At 76.0% G+C, this 942-nt stretch carries 1 pseudogene; it reads left to right on the forward strand.

Going from position 1 to position 942, the window contains the following annotated elements:
• Nucleotides 1-163 precede the first annotated feature (163 nt).
• A pseudogene (locus L2I40_RS23765) lies at nt 164-942 on the forward strand (hypothetical protein); the annotation flags it as partial.

The following is a 942-nucleotide window of genomic DNA, read 5'->3' on the forward strand; positions in this document are numbered from 1 at the left end:
GCCGCGAAGGCCCGCTCGGGCGCGCCGCGTTCCGCGAACCGGCCCGCCAGCCGCTCGGCCGCCTCGGCCTCGAAGGGTTGCGGCAGCCGGGCGGGAGAGATCGGCGCCGGGCCCGCGGGCAGCGCCGCGTCGCGTGTCTTCGGCATGGCCTGCGAGGGAAGCGGTGAGGCGGGCCGCCGGTCAAGTGGCGCGGGAGGCGCACCGGGTCGCGCACTACCTGCTTGGCTTCGTCATGCTCCTGCTGCTGCTGTCCATCGCCGGCGCGTGGCGGTTGGCCCAGGGCCCCATCGAGCTGCCCTTCCTGGCCCGCATCATGGAGTCGGAGGCGAATGCGCCGGACGGCGCCGCGCGGCTGGCCATCGGGCACGCGACGATCGCCTGGGAAGGCCTGCGCGGCGAAGGGCTGACGCCCCTGGAACTCCGGCTGAGCGGCATCCGGGTCCTGGGCGAGGACGGCGCGGTGCGCGTCGAGCTCCCCGATTCCACGGTGAGCCTCTCGGTGCCATGGCTGCTCCGCGGACACCTCGCGCCGCGCCGCGTCGAGTTGCAGCAGCCCGTGCTGCGGCTGCGCCGCGACGAGGAGGGCGCGCTGTCGATCCAGCTGGGCGCGACGGAAGCGGTGGAGGAGGTTCCGGCCGGCGTCACGCGGTTCGAGGATCTGCTCGCCGAGATGATGCGGGCGCCCAACGACGCCTCGCCCCTCGGCGCGCTGGCGGCGCTGAGCATCGCGGGCGGCCGGGTGAGCGTGGAGGATGCGGCGCTCGGCATCGTCTGGTCGCTCGAGGACACCAACATCGAGCTGCGCCGGCTGCCCGGCGGCGGCATCGCCGGCCGCGGCGCAGCGACGATGCGGGTGGGCGAGGCGCGCGTGCCGATCGCCACCTCGCTCGAGGCCGTCGGGCAGCCGGCGCGCATCACGCTGCGCGGCGCGCTGCCCGAGCT

The sequence above is a fragment of the Falsiroseomonas oryziterrae genome, assembly GCF_021864505.1.
Lineage (GTDB): Bacteria > Pseudomonadota > Alphaproteobacteria > Acetobacterales > Acetobacteraceae > Falsiroseomonas > Falsiroseomonas oryziterrae.